Here is a 20104-nt window from a genome sequence, read left to right on the forward strand (position 1 = left end):
GTGCACCTCACAGGTCCAGGGTTCGGGACTGCCCGCCACCAGCGGGTGACCGACGGCAGAATAGGACCCATGCCAATATCCAGCCGTGCCGCGCTCGTCGACCACCTAGTACGCTCCCGCATCGCCGGCGACGTCGCCACACCACGCGAGAACAACCTCAGCCACTACAGGAAGCTCGCGAACGGCGACCGCCACTACTGGCTCGGCCTGGAGCTCGGCGACCGCTGGACCGACGAGCAGGACGTCCTCGCGGTGATGGCCGAGCGGTGCGGTGTGATCGACGACGACGCGTTCCGGCAGGGGCAGGACACCATCGACCCGGAGCTGACGGTCGACGCCCTTGAGCGCATGGCGGCACGTCTGCGCAAGGCGGCGGCCGGCAAGGAGAGGGTCCTTTTCGCCACCGGCCACCCCGGGGGCCTGCTCGACGTGCACCGCGCCACGGCGGCAGCCCTGCGCTCGGCGGGCTGCGAGATCGTCGTCATCCCGGAGGGCCTCACCGCCGACGAGGGCATGGTCTTCCAGTTCGCGGACGTGGCGATGCTGGAGCGCGGCGCGACCCTGTGGCACACGCACTCCCCCGAGCCGATGAACGCGATCCTGGACGGCCTGGAGCGCGAGGGGCGCCCGCTGCCGGACCTGGTCGTCGCCGACCACGGCTGGGCCGGACGGGCAGGCCAGCGCGGTATCGACTCCGTGGGGTACGCGGACTGCAACGACCCGGCGCTGTTCATCGGCGAGGCCGAGGGCACCCTCCAGGTGACGGTCCCGCTGGACGACCACGTCACGAGCCCGCGCCTCTACGACCCGATGACGGCCTACCTGCTCGACGCGGCGGGCCTCACGTCGGAGGCCTGAGTCACGGCCACGGGTTGAGCCCTTCCTCGCGCCGCTGGGCGTACCCCGGCGTCGGGTCCAGATAAACCCGTCGTACGCCGGGGAACCGCTCCCGCACCCGGCGCTCGGCCTGTTCGCAGGCCCACTCGATCTGCGCCGCCGTCGAAGCGTCACGGAAGTCGACCTTGGCGGCGACGAGGGCCTCGCGCGGCCCCTGGAGCAGCGTCGTCAGTTCGAGCACGGCCTCGACGTGCTCGGAGGCGAGGAGTTCGTCGCGGATCTCCACCCGCATCGGCTTGGGCAGCGGACGCCCGATGAGGAGCTGGGCGTTGCTGCGCCCAAGGACCCAGGCGACGTACAGGAGCAGCGCGCCGATGCAGAGCGAGGCCACGCCGTCCCACGCGCCGGAACCGGTGAGCTGCCCGCCGAGCAGTCCGCCGGCCGCGAGCACGAGGCCCGCGAGGGCGGCGGAGTCCTCCATGACGACGGCCTTCACCGCGGTGTCGGGCGTGTAGCGCAGGTAGCGCCCGAAGGACGCCCCGAAGCGCTCCGCCTCACCGCGTGCCTGTTTGACGCCGGTGCGCAGCGAATAGCCCTCCAGGAGGAAGGCGATGGCGAGCACGATGTACGAGATGAGCGGGTCGCCGAGCTCCTCGCCCGCCACCAGCGTGTGGACGCCGTCGTAGATCGAGAAGACGGCGCCGCCGACGAAGGTGGCGACGGCCGCGAGCATCGCCCAGATGTAGCGCTCGGGGCCGTAGCCGAGCGGATGCTCCTCGTCGGCGGGCTTCTCGCTCCGCTTCAGGGCGGTGAGGAGCAGCAGCTCGGTGACGGTGTCGGCCAGGGAGTGCGCCGCTTCGGAGAGCATCGCGCTCGACCCGCTGATGACACCGGCGACGGCCTTGGCGACGGCGATCCCGAGGTTGGCGACGGCTGCGACGATGACGGTGAAGGTGCTCTCACCGCCGTCCTCCGGCGGCTCGGGCGGCTGGGTCCTGCTGCTGTCGGCCTGCTCACTCATGCATCGGACGGTATGTCCGATCACCGGGGAACGCGATACGTCGGTCAGGGCGGCGGAGGCGTGTCGATCAGCTGTCGATCAGCGCGGAACGCGAACGACGCCTTCCTGAATCACCGTCACCGCGAGCTGTCCGTCCTGCGTCCAGATCCGCGCCTGGCCCAGGCCACGCCCGCCGGACGACGACGGCGACTCCTGGTCGTACAGGAGCCATTCGTCGGCCCGGAAGGGGCGGTGGAACCACATGGCGTGGTCGAGCGAGGCTCCGACGACGTCACCGACCGCCCAGCCGCCCCGGCCGTGCGCGAGCAGCACCGAGTCGAGCAGCGTCATGTCGGAGACGTACGTGGCGAGGCAGACGTGCAGCAGGGACGCGTCGATACCGCCGTCGAGTTTGCCGTTCGTGCGGAACCACACCTGGGAGCGCGGCTCGCGCGGCTGCCCGACCGTGGCCCAGGGGGGTGCGTCCACGTAGCGCAGGTCGACGGCCGCGCGGGCCTCGACCAGGCGCTCGGCGACGTGTGACGGCAGATGGCGCGGCAGCATCTCGGCGGCGGTCGGAAGCGTCTCCGGGTCCGGTGCCGACGGCATCCCCGTCTGGTGCTCCAGGCCTTCCTCGTACGTCTGGAAGGACGCGGAGAGGTGGAAGATCGGCTGCCCGTGCTGGACGGCGACGACGCGGCGGGTGGTGAAGGAGCGGCCGTCGCGGATCCGGTCGACGGTGTAGACGATCGGCGCGCCCGGGTCCCCCGCACGCAGGAAGTACGCGTGCAGGGAGTGGGCAGTGGGGCCTCCCCTGCTCGAGCGAAGCCGAGAGCTCGGGGAACGGTCGGCGGGGACCGTGCGGCCCGCCGCCACGAGCGCCTGGGCGGCCACCTGGCCGCCGAAGACGCGCGGGACGAGCGCCGAGCGGCTCACGCCCCGGAATATGTCCTCCTCGATCTGCTCCAGGTCGAGCAGATCGAGGAGTGACTCAAGTGCCTTGTTCATGAATCCAGTTCTACAGGGCGGTCTTTACAGGACCATGTCCTTACAGGCCCATGTTCTTGGCGATGATCATCTTCATAACCTCGCTTGTGCCGCCGTAGATGCGGTTGACGCGGTTGTCCGCGTACAGGCGGGCGATGGGGTACTCGTTCATGAAGCCGTAGCCGCCGTGCAGCTGGAGGCACTTGTCGATGACGCGGTGCGCGACCTCGGTGGTGAAGAGCTTCGCGGAGGCGGCCTCGGCGGCGGTCAGCTCGCCCGCGTCCAGGGCCTCCAGGGCGCGGTCGGCGACGGCCTCGGCGGCGTCCACCTCGGCCTGGCAGGCGGCGAGCTCGAACTTGGTGTTCTGGAAGGAGGCGACCGTCTTGCCGAACACGGTGCGGTCCTGCACGTACTCCTTGGCGAACCGGACGGCGGCCTTGGCCTGCGCGTACGCGCCGTAGGCGATGCCCCAGCGCTCGGAGGGCAGGTTGCTTCCGAGGTAGTAGAAGCCCTTGTTCTCCTCGCCGAGGAGGTCCTCGACGGGGACCTTGACGTCGACGAACGCCAGCTCGGCGGTGTCGGAGGTCTTCAGGCCCAGCTTGTCGAGCTTGCGGCCGACGGAGTAGCCCTCGGACTTGGTGTCGACGGCGAAGAGGGAGATGCCGAAGCGGCGGTCGTCGGCGGTGGGCGCGGACGTACGGGCGCAGACGATCACGCGGTCGGCGTGCACACCGCCGGTGATGAAGGTCTTGGAGCCGTTGAGGACGTAGTGCGTGCCGTCCTCGGAGAGCTTGGCCGTGGTCTTCATGCCCGCGAGGTCGGAGCCGGTGCCCGGCTCGGTCATCGCCAGGGCCCACATCTCCTCGGCGGAGACGAACTTCTCGAGGTAGCGCTTCTTCTGCTCGTCGGTGCCGAGCGCCTTGATGTACGGCAGGGCGAGCAGCACGTGCACACCGGAGCCACCGAAGCTGACGCCCGCGCGGGCCGTCTCCTCGTACTGGATGGCCTCGAACTTGTGCGACTCCATGCCCGCGCCGCCGAACTCCTCGGGGACGCTGATGCCGAAGAGACCGAGCTCGGCGAGCTTGTAGTAGAACTCGCGCGGCACCTGACCCGCGGCGAACCACTCCTCGTGGACCGGGACGACCTCGGCCTCGATGAAGGCGCGCAGGGTCTCCCGGAACGCCTCGTGGTCCTCATTGAAAACGGTACGGCGCACGGAGAACTCCTTCGATACGGCACCAGGCTCGGCCAAGCGCGACACGACTAAGCGCTTGCTCAGATCAACGTTACCCGCCGGTCACCGGACCGTCCAGAGATAAGCCCTGTCGCTCCCGTCACGCCACCGCCGCCGCGAACGCCCCGCGCGCCAGGCCGTGCAGCAGCCGCGCCATGGCGCCGCGACTGGGCAGCGCGTCGCGCCGGCTCAGGTGCGGCGTGGAGTTGAGCAGCCCGAAGACCGCGTGCACGCAGACGCGGGCCGCGTTCTCGGCGAGATCCGGATAGACCTTGCGCACCACGTCGACCCAGATCTCCACGTACTGCCGCTGGAGCTGGCGGACCAGCTTGCGGTCGGTGTCCCGCAGCCGGTCGAGCTCGCGGTCGTGCAGGGTGATCAGGGAGCGGTCGTCCAGGGCGAAGTCGATGTGCCCCTCGATGAGCGCGTCGAGCACCTGCTCCGGCCCCCCGTCCGCGTCGGCCACACATCGTTTGCCGCCGGTCAGCAGCTGCCCGCTGATGCCGACGAGCAACTCGGCGAGCATCGCGTCCTTGCCCGCGAAGTGGCGGTAGAGACCGGGGCCGCTGATGCCGACGGCGGCTCCTATCTCATCCACTCCGACTCCGTGGAAGCCGCGCTCGGCGAAGAGCCTGGCGGCCTCTCTGAGGATCTGCTCGCGACGGGTGGGGGCGTCGGTTCTGGTGGCCATGGAATCAATTCTAGACAGGACGGTTAGCGGTCGTTAACCTGAACGCGATACGTTAACGCTCATTAACCGAGCAAGGGGGCTCGACTGATGCTGCAGGCACCGGTCCTCGCGAGCGCGGCTGATCCCGCGTCCGAAGCATGGCGGACGAACGAGGCGGCGCACACCACCCTCGTCGAAGGCCTGCGGGCCAAGCTCGCGGCGGCCAGGCTCGGCGGCGGCGAGCGGTCCCGCGCCCGCCATGTCGCGCGCGGCAAGCTGCTGCCCCGCGACCGCGTGGACGCGCTGCTCGACCCCGGCTCGCCCTTCCTCGAACTGGCACCGCTCGCGGCCGACGGGTTGTACGGCGGGGATGCTCCGGCCGCCGGAGTCATCGCGGGGATCGGCCGGGTCTCCGGGCGTACCTGCGTGATCGTCGCCAATGACGCCACCGTCAAGGGCGGCACGTATTACCCGATGACGGTGAAGAAGCACCTGCGCGCCCAGGAGGTCGCGCTGGAGAACCGCCTCCCCTGTCTGTATCTGGTGGACTCGGGCGGCGCCTTCCTGCCCATGCAGGACGACGTCTTCCCGGACCGCGAGCACTTCGGGCGGATCTTCTACAACCAGGCGCGGATGTCCGGAGCGGGCGTCCCGCAGATCGCGGCCGTCCTCGGCTCGTGCACGGCGGGCGGGGCGTATGTCCCCGCGATGAGCGACGAAGCGGTGATCGTCCGCGATCAGGGCACGATCTTCCTCGGCGGCCCCCCTCTGGTGAAGGCGGCGACCGGCGAGGTCGTGACGGCCGAGGAGCTGGGCGGCGGCGAGGTCCACTCCCGGGTCTCGGGAGTGACGGACCACCTCGCGGAGGATGACGCGCACGCGCTGCGCATCGTGCGGACGATCGTCTCCACGCTCCCGGACCGCGCCGAACCCCCGTGGTCCGTCCGCCCGGTCGAGGAGCCCAAGGTCGACCCCCTCGGGCTGTACGGGGCGGTGCCGACGGACTCCCGCACCCCCTATGACGTCCGCGAGGTCATCGCGCGCGTGGTCGACGGCTCGCGCTTCGCCGAGTTCAAGGCGGAGTACGGCCAGACCCTGGTGACCGGCTTCGCCCACCTCCACGGCCACCCGGTCGGCATCATCGCGAACAACGGCATCCTCTTCTCCGAGTCCGCCCAGAAGGGCGCCCACTTCATCGAGCTGTGCGACCAGCGCGGCATCCCCCTCGTCTTCCTGCAGAACATCTCCGGCTTCATGGTCGGCCGGGACTATGAGGCGGGCGGCATCGCCAAGCACGGAGCCAAGATGGTGACGGCGGTGGCCTGCACGCGCGTGCCGAAGCTGACGGTCGTGATCGGCGGTTCGTACGGCGCGGGGAACTACTCCATGTGCGGCCGTGCCTACTCCCCCCGCTTCCTGTGGATGTGGCCGAACGCCAAGATCTCCGTGATGGGCGGCGAGCAGGCCGCGTCGGTCCTCGCGACCGTCAAGCGCGACCAGTTGGAGGCGCGGGGCGAACAGTGGTCGGAGGCGGAGGAGCAGGCGTTCAAGGAACCGGTCCGCGCCCAGTACGAACAGCAGGGCAACGCCTATTACGCCACCGCGCGCCTCTGGGACGACGGCGTGATCGACCCCATGGAGACCCGGCAGGTCCTCGGCCTCGCCCTGACCGCCTGTGCCGAGGCCCCGCTGGGCGAGCCCGGCTTCGGCGTCTTCCGGATGTGAGGCGGACGATGACTGACTTCAGCAGGAGAGGGACGATGTTCGACACCGTTCTGGTCGCCAACAGGGGCGAGATCGCGGTCCGCGTGATCCGGACGCTGCGGGCGCTCGGCGTGCGCTCGGTCGCCGTGTTCAGCGACGCGGACGCGGACGCCCGGCATGTGCGCGAGGCCGACACGGCCGTGCGCCTCGGTCCGCCGCCGGCCGCCGAGAGCTATCTGTCGGCCGAGCGCCTGCTCGACGCGGCGGCCCGCAGCGGCGCCCAGGCGGTCCACCCCGGGTACGGCTTCCTCGCGGAGAACGCGGAGTTCGCACGGGCCTGCACGGACGCGGGCCTCGTCTTCATCGGGCCGCCCGCATCGGCGACCGACCTGATGGGCGACAAGATCCGCGCCAAGGAGACGGTCGAGGCGGCCGGGGTCCCGGTGGTCCCCGGATCGTCGGGCAGTGGCCTGACCGACGCCCAACTGGCCGACGCCGCGCGGGACATCGGCATGCCGGTGCTGCTCAAGCCCTCGGCGGGCGGCGGCGGCAAGGGCATGCGGCTCGTGCGGGACGCCGCCCTGCTCGCGGACGAGATCGCCGCCGCGCGCCGCGAGGCGCGGTCCTCCTTCGGCGACGACACGCTGCTCGTGGAGCGGTGGATCGACCGCCCCCGGCACATCGAGATCCAGGTCCTGGCGGACGGCCACGGCAATGTGATCCACCTCGGCGAGCGCGAGTGCTCGCTCCAGCGCCGCCACCAGAAGATCATCGAGGAGGCCCCGAGCGTCCTCCTCGACGAGGCCACGCGCGCGGCGATGGGCGAGGCGGCGGTCCAGGCCGCACGCTCCTGCGGGTATGCGGGCGCGGGCACGGTGGAGTTCATCGTGCCGGGCAAGGACCCGGCCTCGTACTACTTCATGGAGATGAACACGCGGCTCCAGGTGGAGCACCCGGTGACGGAGCTGATCACCGGCATCGATCTGGTGGAGTGGCAGCTGCGGGTCGCCGCCGGGGAGGAACTCCCGTACGGGCAGGACGACGTCACGCTCACCGGGCACGCGATCGAGGCCCGCGTCTGCGCCGAGACCGTGTCCGTCAAAGCGGGCTCACGCGGCTTCCTGCCGTCGGGCGGCACGGTCCTCGCCCTGCACGAGCCGCAGGGCGACGGCGTGCGGACCGACTCCGGGCTGAGCGAGGGCACGGAGATCGGAAGCCTGTACGACCCGATGCTGTCGAAGGTCATCGCGTACGGGCCCGACCGGCCGACGGCGCTGCGCAAGCTGCGGGCGGCGCTCGCGGACACGGTGATTCTCGGGGTGCCGACGAACGCCGGGTTCCTGCGCAGGCTGCTCGCGCACCCGGCCGTGGTGGCGGGCGAGCTGGACACCGGCCTCGTGGAGCGCGAGGCGGAGAGCCTGGTCCCCCAGGGCGTGCCCGACGAGGTGTACGAAGCGGCGGCGGCCGTCCGCACCGCCGCCCTCGAACCCACCGGCGACGGCTGGCGTGACCCGTTCTCGGTGCCGAGGGGCTGGCGCCTCGGCGGCACCCCGGCCCCGCTGACGCACCACCTCCGCGTGCCGGGACACGACCCCGTCGGGCACATCACGGGCGAGGGCCCGCACACCGTGGAGCCCGGCCGCGTCACGGTCCACGTGGACGGCATCGCCCACACCTTCCACCGCGCCGCCGACTGGCTCGGCCGGGACGGCGACGCCTGGCACGTACAGGATCACGACCCGGTGGCGGCGAGCCTCACCGGCGCCGCCCACAGCGGGGCCGACGCCCTGACCGCCCCCATGCCCGGCACCGTCACGGTCGTCAAGGTCTCCACCGGCGATCAAGTGGCCCAGGGCCAGAGCCTCCTGGTGGTGGAGGCGATGAAGATGGAACACGTCATCTCCGCCCCGCACGCGGGCACCGTCAGCGAACTCGACGTCACACCGGGCTCGACCGTCGCCATGGACCAGATTTTGGCCGTGGTGATCCCCGAGGTCCCGCAGGAGGAGAAATGACGCTCCCCACGGCGCTCCCCATGGCCGTCCCCACCCAGGACCTGCCGCCACGCGTCCGCATCTATGAAGTGGGCGCCCGGGACGGCCTGCAGAACGAGAAGGCGCTCGTCCCCACGGAGATCAAGGCGGAGTTCATCCACCGCCTGGCCGCCGCGGGCCTCACGACCATCGAGGCGACCAGCTTCGTGCATCCCAAGTGGGTGCCCCAACTGGCCGACGCGGAGCAGCTTTTCCCGCTCGTGAGCGACCTTGAGCGGGACGCGCGGGCCAAGCTCCCGGTCCTCGTGCCCAACGCCCGAGGTCTTGACCGCGCCCTCGCGCTCGGCGCCCGCGGCGTGGCCGTCTTCGTCAGCGCCACGGAGTCCTTCGCCAAGGCCAACCTCAACCGCACGATGGGCGAGGCCCTCGCGATGTCGGAGCCGGTCGTGGCACGCGCCCGCGAGCAGAAGGTGCACGTGCGGGGCTATCTCTCCATGTGCTTCGGCGACCCGTGGGAGGGCCCGGTGCCCATCGCCCAGGTCGTCCGCACCGCGAAGGCCCTGGTGGACATGGGCTGCCAGGAGCTGAGCCTCGGCGACACCATCGGCGTGGCCACACCGGGCCATGTTCTCGCCCTGCTGGCGGAGTTGAACGAGGAGGGCGTGCCGACGGACCGCATCGGCGTGCACTTCCACGACACGTACGGCCAGGCGCTGGCCAACACCCTGGCCGCCCTGCAGCACGGCGTGCGCACGGTCGACGCGTCGGCGGGCGGCCTCGGCGGCTGTCCGTACGCGAAGAGCGCCACCGGAAACCTCGCCACCGAAGACCTCGTATGGATGCTCGACGGCCTCGGCATCGAGACCGGCGTCGATCTCGGCCGCCTCACCGCCACCAGCGCGTGGATGGCCGAACAACTGGGCCGACCCAGCCCGTCCCGCACCGTCCGTGCCCTGACGGGCACCTCCCACCAGGAGCAGTGAGAGAACGATGGACCACCGTCTGTCCCCCGAGCACGAGGAACTCCGCCGCACCGTCGAGGCGTTCGCGCACGACGTCGTCGCCCCGAAGATCGGCGACCTCTACGAACGCCACGAATTCCCGTACGAGATCGTCCGTGAGATGGGCCGCATGGGCCTGTTCGGCCTCCCCTTCCCCGAGGAGTACGGCGGGATGGGAGGCGACTATCTCGCCCTCGGCATCGCGCTCGAAGAGCTGGCGCGGGTCGACTCCTCCGTGGCGATCACCCTGGAGGCGGGCGTCTCCCTCGGCGCCATGCCGATCCACCTCTTCGGTACGGACGAGCAGAAGCGCGAGTGGCTGCCCCGGCTCTGTTCCGGTGAACTCCTCGGCGCCTTCGGCCTGACCGAGCCGGACGGCGGCTCGGACGCGGGCGGCACCCGTACGACCGCGGTGCGGGACGGCGACGAGTGGGTGATCAACGGCTCCAAGTGCTTCATCACCAACTCCGGCACGGACATCACGGGCCTGGTCACGGTCACCGCCGTCACCGGCCGCAAGGCGGACGGCCGTCCCCTCATCTCCTCGATCATCGTGCCGTCGGGGACACCCGGGTTCACGGTCGCGGCCCCGTACTCGAAGGTCGGCTGGAACGCATCGGACACCCGCGAGCTGGCCTTCTCCGACGTTCGGGTCCCGGCGGCGAACCTCCTCGGTGAGGAGGGGCGCGGCTATGCCCAGTTCCTGCGGATCCTCGACGAGGGCCGGGTCGCGATCTCCGCGCTGGCGACGGGCCTCGCGCAGGGCTGCGTCGACGAGTCCGTGAAGTACGCCAAGGAGCGGCACGCCTTCGGCAAGCCGATCGGGGCGAACCAGGCGATCCAGTTCAAGATCGCCGACATGGAGACGCGGGCGCACATGGCCAGGGTCGGGTGGCGGGACGCGGCATCGCGTCTCGTCGGCGGGGAACCCTTCAAGAAGGAGGCGGCGATCGCGAAGCTCTACTCCTCCACGGTCGCCGTCGACAACGCCCGCGAGGCCACGCAGATCCACGGCGGCTACGGCTTCATGAACGAGTACCCCGTGGCCCGTATGTGGCGGGACTCCAAGATCCTGGAGATCGGCGAGGGGACCAGCGAGGTCCAGCGCATGCTGATCGCCAGGGAGCTGGGCTTCGCGGGATAACGGCGCGGCACAGGGGAAGCCGCCCGGGACAACAGCCCGGATAGCAGCCCCGCCCGTGGGAAGGCGACCGCGAGGGCCACTGGACATTCGCTTAGGTTAGGTTAGCCTAAGCGCTGATTCCGGCCAGTGGCCAACCGCCGCCGTCCTCACGAAAGCAGAGATCCTCATGCCCAACGCCCGCCTCCCTCAGCCTTCCCGCCGCGGCCTTCTCGCCGCCGGCGGCGCCCTCGGCCTCACGGCCCTGCTGGCAGCCTGCGGGGACGAGAAGAAGGACGGCTCGGGCACGTCGGCGGACTCCGGGGACTCGGGCCCCTGGAGCTTCAAGGACGACCGCGGCAAGACCGCCAAGAGCGAGGGGACGCCGAAGAACATCGTCGCCTTCACCGGCGTCGCCGCCGCGCTCTTCGACTACGGCGTCGAGGTCAAGGGCGTCTTCGGCCCGACGAAGACCAAGAGCGGCAAGCCCGACGTCCAGGCCGGTGACATGGACATCAGCAAGCTGACGATCCTCGGCAACGAATGGGGTCAGTTCAACATCGAGAAGTACGCGGGCCTCACCCCCGACCTCCTCGTCTCCACGATGTTCGACGACGCGGGCACCCTCTGGTACGTCCCCGAGGAGAGCAAGGACAAGATCCTCAAGCTCGCCCCGAGCGTCGGCGTCAGCGTCTACGACCGCCAGATGACCCAGCCCCTCCAGCGCCTCCTCTCGCTGGCCGAGTCGCTCGGCGCCGACGTGAAGGCCGACAAGGTCGTCAAGGCGAAGAAGCGCTTCGAGGCCGCCGCCGAGCGGCTGCGCAAGGTCGCCAAGGCGAACAAGGACATCAAGGTCCTCGTCGGCTCGGCGAGTCAGGACATCTTCTACGTCTCCGGGACGAACCTCTCCGCCGACCTGGAGTACTTCAAGTCCCTCGGCGTGAACTTCGTAGAGCCGTCCGAGAGCTCCAAGAAGGAGAGCGGCGGCTGGTTCGAGAACCTGAGCTGGGAGAACGTCAACTCGCACGACGCGGACGTCATCATGATGGACAACCGCACCTCCGCCCTCCAGCCGGCCGACCTGGACAAGTCCAAGCCGACCTGGGCGAAGCTGCCCGCGGTCAAGGCCGGCCAGGTCATCCCGCGCGTCACCGAGCCCATCTACTCGTACGACAAGTGCGCCCCGATCCTTGAGGACCTCGCCGACGCGATCGAGAAGGCAAAGAAGGTCAGCTGACCCTCCGTCCGAGGCCCGCACAGCACAGCCCTCTCCACATTTCGGAGAGGGCTGTTCCATTTTCCGGAGAGGGTCGTTCCGTTTCCCTGCCTCATGGTGATCACCAGACCCCCCTGGGTTTATCCACAGGGGTAGTTAGGTTAGGCTTACCTCACTTCCCCCAAGTCCCCTCACCCAGAGGAAGTTCATGCGCTCGCACCTGCTCAACGACACCACCGCGGAGCGTTACCGCAGCTCCGTGACCGAAGGAGTCGAGCGGGTGGCGGCCAGAATCGCCACCACCTCACGCCCTTTCACCGGCGTCTCCGTCGAAGATCTCGCGCCCCGCATAGAGGCCGTCGACCTGGACGAACCCCTGCACGACACCATCGCCGCCCTGGACGAGCTCGACGAGCTCTACCTGCGCGACGCCGTGTACTTCCACCATCCCCGCTATCTCGCGCACCTCAACTGCCCGGTCGTCATTCCGGCCGTGCTCGGCGAGGCAGTGCTCTCCGCGGTCAATTCTTCCCTGGACACCTGGGATCAATCCGCGGGCGGCACACTGATCGAACGCCGTCTCATCGACTGGACCGCCGACCGCATCGGGCTCGGCCCGGCCGCCGACGGCGTCTTCACGAGCGGCGGCTCACAGTCCAACCTCCAGGCCATGCTGCTCGCCCGCGAGGAGGCCGCCAAGTCGGGACAGCCCGCCGCGCGGCTGCGCATCTTCGCCTCCGAGGTGGGCCACTTCAGCATCCAGAAGGCCGCGACCCTCCTTGGCCTCGGCGAGGACGCCGTGATCGTCATCCCCACCGATCACAACAAGCGCATGCAGACCGTGGCGCTCGCCCGCGAACTGGAGCGCTGCCGCGACAACGACCTCACCCCCATGGCGGTCGTCGCCACGGCGGGCACCACCGACTTCGGCTCCATCGACCCGCTCCCCGAGATCGCCGAACTCTGCGAGCAGTACAACACCTGGATGCACGTCGACGCGGCGTACGGCTGCGGTCTGCTCGCCTCGCTCAAGAACCGGCACCTCATCGACGGCATCGACCGCGCCGACTCCGTGACCGTCGACTACCACAAGTCCTTCTTCCAGCCGGTGAGTTCCTCCGCCGTCCTGGTCCGCGACCGGTCGACGCTGAGTCACGCGACGTACCACGCGGAGTACCTCAACCCGCGCCGCATGGTGCAGGAACGTATCCCCAACCAGGTCGACAAGTCCCTCCAGACGACGCGGCGCTTCGACGCCCTGAAGCTGTGGATGACGCTGCGGGTGATGGGCGCCGACGCCATCGGCGAGCTCTTCGACTCCGTGTGCGACATGGCGGACGAGGGCTGGGCGCTGCTCGCCGCCGACCCCCGTTACGACGTCGTCGTGGAGCCCCAGCTCTCCACGCTCGTCTTCCGCTACATACCCGAGTCGATCTGCGACCCCTCCGCCATCGACCACGCCAACCTGTACGCCCGCAAGGCCCTGTTCGCCTCCGGTGACGCCGTCGTCGCGGGCACCAAGGTCGGTGACCGCCAGTACCTCAAGTTCACCCTGCTCAACCCCGAGACCACGGTCGCCGACATCACGGCCGTCCTCGATCTGATCGCCGGCCACGCCGAGCAGTACCTGGGAGAGACCCTTGACCGCGCTTCCTGATCACCGAGAACCACTGGAACCCCTGGAACCTGTGGAACCCCTGGACTTCATCGGTATCGGACTGGGCCCCTTCAACCTCGGCCTCGCCTGTCTGACCGAACCCATCGACGAGCTCAGCGGCCTCTTCCTGGAGTCCAAGCCGGACTTCGAGTGGCACTCGGGCATGTTCCTGGAGGGCGCTCACCTCCAGACCCCGTTCATGTCGGACCTCGTCACCCTCGCGGACCCGACGTCCCCCTACTCCTTCCTCAACTACCTGAAGGAAGCGGGGCGGTTGTACTCGTTCTACATACGCGAGAACTTCTATCCGCTGCGCACCGAGTACAACGACTACTGCCGCTGGGCCGCGGCCAAACTCTCCTCGATCCGTTTCAGCACGACGGTGACCGAGGTGACATACGCCGATGAGCTGTACGTCGTCCACACCTCCACCGGCGACACCTTCCGGGCCCGCCACCTCGTCCTGGGCACCGGCACCCCGCCGCACATCCCCGAGGCCTGCGCGGACCTCGGCGGGGACTTCATCCACAACTCCCGCTATCTGCAGAGCAAGCCGGAGCTCCAGCGGAAGGAGTCGATCACGCTCGTCGGCAGCGGGCAGTCCGCCGCCGAGATCTACCACGACCTCCTGAGCGAGATCGACGTCCACGGCTACAAGCTCAACTGGGTCACGCGCTCCCCGCGCTTCTTCCCGCTCGAATACACCAAGCTGACCCTTGAGATGACGTCTCCGGAGTACGTCGACTACTTCCACGCGCTGCCGGAAGCCACCCGCTACCGCCTCCAGGACCAGCAGAAGACGCTCTTCAAGGGCATCGACGGCGACCTGATCAACGAGATCTTCGACCTCCTCTACCAGAAGAACCTCGGCGGCCCGGTGCCGACGCGTCTGCTCACCAACTCCTCGCTGCAGAGCGCGCGTCACGAGAACGGCACCTACACCCTGGGCCTGCGCCAGGACGAACAGGGCAAGGACTTCGAGCTGGAATCCGAGGGCCTGATCCTGGCCACCGGCTACCAGTACGCCACCCCCGACTTCCTGGAGCCGGTGCGCGACCGCATCCGCTGGGACGGCCGGGGCCGCTTCGAGGTCGCCCGCAACTACTCGATCGACACCACGGGACGCGGCATCTTCCTGCAGAACGGTGCCGTGCACGCCCACTCCCTGACCAGCCCCGACCTGGGCATGGGCCCGTACCGCAACGCGTACATCATCGGTGAGCTGCTCGGCGCGGAGTACTACCCCGTCGAGAAGTCCATCGCGTTCCAGGAGTTTTCCGTATGAGCACCCCCAGCGCCCCCGCAGAGCTCACGCTGCGCCCCATCGACCCGCTGAAGGACGCCGAGCTCCTGCACGGCTGGGTCACCCACCCCAAAGCCTCGTTCTGGATGATGCAGGACGCGACGCTCCCGGACGTCGAGCGCGAGTACATGGCGATCGCCGCCGCCGAGCACCACGACGCCTTCATCGGCCTGCACAAAGGCGTTCCCGCCTTCCTGATGGAGCGCTACGACCCCAGATACGTCGAACTCGTCGGTCTCTACGACCCCGAGCCCGGCGACGTGGGCATGCACTTCCTCACCGCGCCGTCCGACGTCCGCATACCCGGCTTCACCCGGGACGTGATCACCAAGGTCATGGCGACGCTCTTCGCCGACCCGGCGACGGCGCGCGTGGTGGTCGAACCCGACATCGACAATACGGCCGTCCACGCCCTCAACGAAGCCGTCGGGTTCCGCGCGTCCGAAGTCATCCAGAAGCCGGAGAAAAGAGCTCTCCTGAGCTTCTGCACCCGCGAGCAGTTCGAAGAAGCAGTACGCGAAAGGGAATCGGCGATATGACCCTGTCCGACGCAACGGCGCACCTCTCCCCCGAGCGCTGGGAGCAGGCCAACCGCCTCCTCATCCGCAAAGCCATCGCCGAGTTCTCCCACGAGCGGCTCTTCACCCCGGAGCCCCTGGGCGACGACAAGTACGTCATCCGCAGCGACGACGCCCTGACCCGCTACCGCTTCACCGCCAAACGCCTGCGGCTCGACCACTGGCAGGTCGACTCCGAGTCCATATCCCGGCACCGCGACGGCACCGAACTCCCCCTCAACGCACTCGACTTCTTCATCGAGCTGCGCACGGCCCTCGGCCTGAGCGACGAGATCTTGCCGGTCTACCTGGAGGAAATCTCCTCCACGCTCTCCGGCACCTGCTACAAACTCACCAAGCCCGCGATCCCGGCCGCCGAACTCACCCGCTCCTGCTTCCAGGAGATCGAGACGGGCATGACCGAGGGCCACCCCTGCTTCGTCGCCAACAACGGCCGGCTCGGCTTCGGCGTGCACGAGTACCTCTCGTACGCTCCCGAGACGGCGAGCCCCGTACGCCTCGTGTGGCTGGCGGCGAGCAAGGAGCGCGCCGCGTTCACCGCGGGCGCCGGCATCGACTACGAGTCGTTCTTCCGGGCCGAGCTCGGCCCGGAGACCCTTGACCGCTTCGATCACAAACTCCGTGACCAGGGCCTGGACCCCGAGGACTACCTCCTGATCCCCGCCCACCCCTGGCAGTGGTGGAACAAACTCTCCGTGACCTTCGCGGCCGAGGTCGCCCAGCGGCACCTCGTCTGCCTGGGCGAGGGCGACGACGAGTACCTGGCCCAGCAGTCGATCCGTACGTTCTTCAATACGAGCGACCCGGCCAAGCACTACGTCAAAACGGCCCTCTCGGTCATCAACATGGGCTTCATGCGCGGGCTCTCGGCCGCGTACATGGAGGCGACCCCGGCGATCAACGACTGGCTCGCGAACCTCATCGACACCGACGAGACCCTGAAGGGGACGGGCCTCACGATCATCCGCGAGCGCGCGGCCGTCGGCTACCGCCACCTGGAGTACGAGGCCGCGACCGACCGCTACTCCCCGTACCGCAAGATGCTCGCGGCCCTGTGGCGCGAGAGCCCCGTCCCTACGCTCGCCGAGGGCGAGCAACTGGCCACGATGGCTTCGCTGCTGCACACCGACCTCGAAGGCGCGTCCTTCGCGGGCGCCCTCATCGAGCGCTCCGGACTCGCCCCCGCCGAGTGGCTGCGCGGCTATCTGCACGCCTATCTGACGCCGCTCCTGCACAGCTTCTACATGTACGACCTCGTCTACATGCCGCACGGCGAGAACGTCATCCTGGTCCTGAAGGACGGCGTCGTACAGCGGGCGATCTTCAAGGACATCGCCGAGGAGATCGCGGTCATGGACCCCGACGCGGTGCTCCCGCCCGCGGTCGAACGGCTGCGGGTCGAGGTCCCCGACGACCAGAAGCTCCTGTCCATCTTCACGGACGTCTTCGACTGCTTCTTCCGCTTCCTGTCCGCGAACCTCGTCAGCGAGGGCCTGGTGGACGAGGAGACGTTCTGGGGCGCCGTCACCGAGTGCGTCACGACGTACCAGGAGGCCACGCCCCAACTGGCCGACAAGTTCAAGCAGTACGACATGTTCGCCCCCGAGTTCGCGCGGTCCTGCCTGAACCGGCTCCAGCTGCGGGACAACGAGCAGATGGTGGACCTCGCCGACCCGGCGGGTGCGCTGCAACTGGTCGGGACGCTCAAGAACCCGATCGCGTAGCCGGACATCCATGAGCCGAGTGGGGCTCCCGGGACGGTCCCCGGGAGCCCCACTCATGTACGTACGTGCGTGACTACTTGCCGGGCCAGGGCACCTCGGGCGACTTGTAGTAGCCGATGCCCAACGCGTCCCAGCGGGGCCCCTGTTGGGCGAGCCGCGCCTTGTACGTGTTCCAGTCGTGCGTCGACGCGGGCGACCAGCCGAGCTCGGCGATGCCGGGCAGCCGCGGGAACGCCATGTACTCGATGTGCGCGGAGGTCGAGAGCGTCTCCGACCACAGCTCCGCCTCGACACCCTTGATCGAGTCCGCGGGCGCGCCCTTCAGGTACGTACCCGGGTCCCAGTCGTAGCTGCGCTGGACCGAGACGTAGCCCGCCCAGGACAGGCCGAGGGGGGTGTCCTTGTCGTACTTCATGTCGAGGTAGGAGCGGTCGGCGGGCGAGAGGACCAGCTTGGTGCCGTTCTTCGCCGCGTTGACGACCTGCTCGCGCTCGGCGGCGCCGGTGGCGTCGTACCCCCAGTACTGCGCGATGGCGCCCTTGGCGGGTGTGGCGCCGGTCAGCTGGTGCCAGCCGATCGCGGTCTTGCCGTACTTGGCGACCACGGGCTGCACCTTGTTCATGAACGTCACATAGTCCTCATGGCTGGTGGAGTGCGCCTCGTCACCGCCGATGTGGATGTACCTGCCGGGCGTCAGTGCGGCGATCTCGCGGATGACGTCGTCCACGAAGTCGTACGTCACGCCCTTCTTCACGCACAGCGAGCTGAAGCCGACCTCGGTGCCGGTGTAGAGCGGGGGCGCGACGCCGTCGCAGTTCAGCTCGGCGTACGAGGCGAGCGCGGCGTTCGTGTGGCCCGGCATGTCGATCTCGGGGATCACTTCGAGCTGCCGCGATGCCGCGTACCGGACGATGTCCTTGTACTGGGCCTTCGTGTAGTAGCCGCCCTTGCCGCCGCCGACCTGCGTGGAGCCGCCGTACGTCGTGAGCCTGGGCCAGGAGTCGATGGCGATGCGCCAGCCCTGGTCGTCGCTCAGGTGCAGATGCAGCTTGTTGACCTTGTAGAGCGACATCTGGTCGATGTAGCGCTTGACCTTGTCGACCGAGAAGAAGTGCCGCGACACGTCGAGCATCGCGCCACGGTGCTCGTAGCGGGGCGAATCCTTGATGGTGCCGCCCGCGACCAGCCACGGGCCCTTCTGCTTGGTCTTCTTCTCGGCGGCGGCCGGCAGCTGCTGCCGCAGCGTCTGGACCCCGTAGAAGAGCCCGGCGGGCTTGCGGGCCGTGATGGTGAGGGAGCCGCGCTTGGATTCCAGGCGGTAGCCCTCGTTCCCCAGGGACTTGTCCTTGGAGTTCAGCCGCAGCCGGATGCCGTCGCGGCCGTCGTCGTCGGTGACCTTCAGGGAGTACCCGGTCGAGGGACGCAGGACGCCCGCCAGATAGCTGCCGATCCGGTGCGCGTCGCGCGAGTCGTCGACCCTGATGCGGGTCTTGGAGTTGATCTCGTACGGGGATCCGCCGGGGTCGGTGGACGCCGGGGCCGGGATCACCTGGCCGAGCGGGGTCGGGGTGGTGGCCGTGGCTGCCTCCTTCACGCCGTCGCCGCCGCCCGGCGCGGCGGCCACGGACGAGAATCCGGCCGCGGCGACGAGCAGCAACGAGCCGAACAGGCGGGTCGATCTGTGGTGCTGTCTCACGAGCGGGTCCCTTCGACGGGCCATCACTGTGGTGCAACGCAATCGAACGGTCACCATGGGTACCCTGCGCCCCGTGGCGGGTCAAGGGTGTAGACCACTTCGGCGGCCCGCCGATGGAAGAATCGTCCCATGGCGGAAATCATCCAGCGCGACGGGACCTGGACCTTCGACGGAGAGATGCTGCGCCTTGTGCCGGGACGCGACAAGAACGTGTCTCTGCTGCGCAGGTCGCTGGGAGAACTGGCCGTGCCGCTGGGCGCGTTGGCGGGCATCGCCTTCGAGCAGGGGAAGAAGTCGGGGCGCCTGCGGCTGCGCCTGCGGGACGGCGCGGATCCGTTGCTGCAGGCCGCGGGGGGCAAGCTCGGGGACGCGGCGGATCCGTATCAGCTGACGGTGGAATCGGACCGCTACGGAGTCGCGGAGTATGTGGTCGACGAGGTCCGCAACGCGCTGCTCATCGAACAGGTGCCCGCCGCGCCCTGCGAGAGCTATCTCCTTCCGGGGCCCTCGGTGCCGCTCTCGGTGTCGGCGGGGGACGGCACGGTGAGCTTCGACGGCGATCACATCCGTCTGGAGTGGAACTGGAAGACGGAAGAGGCGAAGTCGGCGTCCGGTACGCGCTCGCTGGCGCTCGCCGAGGTCGCCGCGGTGGAGTGGCAGCCCGCGGTGGGCCTGGAGAACGGCTACCTCCGCTTCAGCGTGCGGCACGCACCCACGAAGGCCCCTCCGAAGTACGACCCGAACTCCGTCGAACTGTGGGGCTTCAAGAAGGACCCGCTGATGGCACTGATCGCGGCGGCCGTGCAGGCGCGGTTGCCCCATCCGGCGGCGGCCCTCGCCGAGCCCGCGGACGCGCACGCCGCACTGGTGGCCCAGCCCGCGCCCGCCCCCGCGCCCGCCGCCCCGGCCGAGGACGATCATGACGCCCTCCTGCGGCGCCTCCGTGAGCTGGGCGAACTGCATCAGTCCGGGATACTCACGGACGAGGAGTTCTCGCTCGCCAAGCAGGCGGTACTGAAGCGCATGTAATCCGTCGGGGCCAGTTTTCGACGCATCCCTGCCCGATTCCGGGCAGGATTGTTGCACCCGGAGGGCTATTCCCTCAGGATCAACGAATGCACGACGACCTGGTGGACCACCTCACCCGCAGCACCCAGCTCCAGCGGGGCGAAGCGCTGCGGGTCGTCCAGGACGTGCTCGCCTACTTCGACGAGACGACCGAGCAGTTCGTCCGTCGCCGCCACCGCGAACTGCAGGGTCAGGGCCTGCTGAACGCGGCGATCTTCGAACAGATCTCGGCGGATCTCCAGTACCGCGCGGTCTCGCCGCCTGAGCTCACCCTCAGACAGCTGCGCCGCATGATCTACGGCTGAAGCCCGG

General features: G+C 69.1%; 17 protein-coding genes. 12 read left to right on the forward strand and 5 right to left on the reverse strand.

All coding sequences use genetic code 11. From position 1 onward, the window contains the following. The first annotated feature begins 69 nt into the window (after window positions 1-69). On the forward strand, window positions 70-858 hold the full coding sequence (locus ACFVXC_RS23475; RefSeq protein ID WP_389908109.1) for a phosphatase: 789 nt from the start codon (window positions 70-72) through the stop codon (window positions 856-858). 1 nt (window position 859) lies between these two features. Here the strand turns inward: ACFVXC_RS23475 and ACFVXC_RS23480 are convergent, their stop codons facing one another. The 4 genes from ACFVXC_RS23480 to ACFVXC_RS23495 form a co-directional block, all read right to left on the reverse strand. Next, the gene (locus tag ACFVXC_RS23480; protein WP_389908111.1) at window positions 860-1858 is read right to left on the reverse strand and encodes a cation diffusion facilitator family transporter; all 999 of its coding nucleotides are present in this window, start codon (window positions 1856-1858) and stop codon (window positions 860-862) included. 78 nt (window positions 1859-1936) lie between these two features. Then, window positions 1937-2845, reverse strand: a complete 909-nt coding sequence (locus tag ACFVXC_RS23485; protein ID WP_389908113.1) for an acyl-CoA thioesterase — start codon at window positions 2843-2845, stop codon at window positions 1937-1939. Window positions 2846-2885: 40 nt separating this feature from the next. Next, on the reverse strand, window positions 2886-4043 hold the full coding sequence (locus ACFVXC_RS23490) for an acyl-CoA dehydrogenase family protein (RefSeq protein WP_389908115.1): 1158 nt from the start codon (window positions 4041-4043) through the stop codon (window positions 2886-2888). A 118-nt stretch (window positions 4044-4161) separates the two neighbouring features. After that, window positions 4162-4752: a TetR/AcrR family transcriptional regulator gene (locus tag ACFVXC_RS23495; RefSeq protein ID WP_389908117.1), complete on the reverse strand. Its 591-nt coding sequence runs from the start codon at window positions 4750-4752 to the stop codon at window positions 4162-4164. Between the two features lie 87 nt (window positions 4753-4839). Here ACFVXC_RS23495 and ACFVXC_RS23500 point away from each other — a divergent pair, with 87 nt between their 5' ends. The 9 genes from ACFVXC_RS23500 to ACFVXC_RS23540 all read left to right on the forward strand — a co-directional run bounded on the left by ACFVXC_RS23500 (window position 4840) and on the right by ACFVXC_RS23540 (window position 17028). Further along, window positions 4840-6456 carry a carboxyl transferase domain-containing protein gene (locus ACFVXC_RS23500; RefSeq protein ID WP_389908119.1) on the forward strand — a complete coding sequence of 539 codons (1617 nt, stop codon included), beginning with the start codon at window positions 4840-4842 and terminating at the stop codon, window positions 6454-6456. 35 nt (window positions 6457-6491) lie between these two features. After that, entirely contained in the window at window positions 6492-8450 is a 1959-nt protein-coding gene (locus tag ACFVXC_RS23505) for an acetyl/propionyl/methylcrotonyl-CoA carboxylase subunit alpha (protein WP_389908121.1), read from the forward strand. Continuing rightward, a complete protein-coding gene (locus ACFVXC_RS23510) occupies window positions 8447-9412 on the forward strand; it encodes a hydroxymethylglutaryl-CoA lyase (protein WP_389908123.1) in 966 nt (321 codons plus the stop codon). Before ACFVXC_RS23505 ends, ACFVXC_RS23510 begins: the two co-directional genes overlap by 4 nt. Before the next feature lie 7 nt (window positions 9413-9419). Then, a complete protein-coding gene (locus tag ACFVXC_RS23515) occupies window positions 9420-10574 on the forward strand; it encodes an acyl-CoA dehydrogenase family protein (protein WP_383277534.1) in 1155 nt (384 codons plus the stop codon). 166 nt (window positions 10575-10740) lie between these two features. Continuing rightward, window positions 10741-11787 (forward strand): ABC transporter substrate-binding protein, encoded by a 1047-nt coding sequence (locus tag ACFVXC_RS23520; RefSeq protein ID WP_389908125.1) that lies wholly within the window; start codon window positions 10741-10743, stop codon window positions 11785-11787. A gap of 187 nt (window positions 11788-11974) precedes the next feature. Beyond that, window positions 11975-13423 carry a pyridoxal phosphate-dependent decarboxylase family protein gene (locus ACFVXC_RS23525; RefSeq protein WP_389908127.1) on the forward strand — a complete coding sequence of 483 codons (1449 nt, stop codon included), beginning with the start codon at window positions 11975-11977 and terminating at the stop codon, window positions 13421-13423. Further along, entirely contained in the window at window positions 13407-14708 is a 1302-nt protein-coding gene (locus ACFVXC_RS23530; RefSeq protein WP_389908129.1) for a lysine N(6)-hydroxylase/L-ornithine N(5)-oxygenase family protein, read from the forward strand. The genes ACFVXC_RS23525 and ACFVXC_RS23530 overlap by 17 nt, the downstream gene beginning before the upstream one ends. Next, entirely contained in the window at window positions 14705-15265 is a 561-nt protein-coding gene (locus ACFVXC_RS23535) for a GNAT family N-acetyltransferase (RefSeq protein ID WP_389908131.1), read from the forward strand. The genes ACFVXC_RS23530 and ACFVXC_RS23535 overlap by 4 nt, the downstream gene beginning before the upstream one ends. Continuing rightward, window positions 15262-17028, forward strand: a complete 1767-nt coding sequence (locus ACFVXC_RS23540) for an IucA/IucC family protein (RefSeq protein ID WP_389908133.1) — start codon at window positions 15262-15264, stop codon at window positions 17026-17028. The genes ACFVXC_RS23535 and ACFVXC_RS23540 overlap by 4 nt, the downstream gene beginning before the upstream one ends. Before the next feature lie 73 nt (window positions 17029-17101). On the opposite strand, the gene ACFVXC_RS23545 is transcribed toward ACFVXC_RS23540, so the two are convergent. Beyond that, window positions 17102-18724, reverse strand: coding sequence for a beta-N-acetylhexosaminidase (locus ACFVXC_RS23545; RefSeq protein ID WP_389908135.1), 1623 nt, complete (start codon window positions 18722-18724; stop codon window positions 17102-17104). Between the two features lie 129 nt (window positions 18725-18853). Here ACFVXC_RS23545 and ACFVXC_RS23550 point away from each other — a divergent pair, with 129 nt between their 5' ends. Beyond that, the gene (locus ACFVXC_RS23550) at window positions 18854-19753 is read left to right on the forward strand and encodes a DUF4429 domain-containing protein (RefSeq protein ID WP_389908137.1); all 900 of its coding nucleotides are present in this window, start codon (window positions 18854-18856) and stop codon (window positions 19751-19753) included. A gap of 86 nt (window positions 19754-19839) precedes the next feature. Next, window positions 19840-20097, forward strand: a complete 258-nt coding sequence (locus ACFVXC_RS23555; protein WP_389908139.1) for a hypothetical protein — start codon at window positions 19840-19842, stop codon at window positions 20095-20097. The last annotated feature ends 7 nt before the right edge of the window (window positions 20098-20104 follow it).

The organism is Streptomyces sp. NPDC058257, from assembly GCF_042881845.1.
Classification (GTDB): domain Bacteria; phylum Actinomycetota; class Actinomycetes; order Streptomycetales; family Streptomycetaceae; genus Streptomyces.